The 258-nt window shown below is 56.6% G+C and carries 1 protein-coding gene; it reads right to left on the bottom strand.

Features of this window, described 5'->3' with window-relative positions:
* The coding region (locus B0E34_RS22800; RefSeq protein WP_185117467.1) for a nickel-dependent hydrogenase large subunit at window positions 1-258 on the bottom strand (258 nt) is incomplete at both ends.

Below are 258 nucleotides of genomic sequence, written 5' to 3'. Positions count from 1 at the left end.
CAGATGCGAGTGCAGGCGTTCTACCTCCAGCAGAATGGCGCGGATCATCTGCGCGCGTTCTGGCACCTGAATACCCATCGCGTTTTCCACCGACGTGGTATAGGCGGTGCTGTGAGCAAAGCCGCAGATCCCGCACACACGGTCAGAGAGGAAGGTCACTTCGTTGTAACCCATACGGGTTTCCGCCAGTTTTTCCATGCCGCGATGGACGTAGAACAGGCGGTAGTCGGCGTCGATAATGTTTTCACCATCGACGAA

It is taken from the genome of Chryseobacterium mucoviscidosis (genome assembly GCF_002177115.1).
GTDB lineage: Bacteria > Bacteroidota > Bacteroidia > Flavobacteriales > Weeksellaceae > Chryseobacterium > Chryseobacterium mucoviscidosis.
Note: the sequence above shows the minus strand (reverse complement) of the source record. Positions and strands in the feature narration are given on the sequence as shown.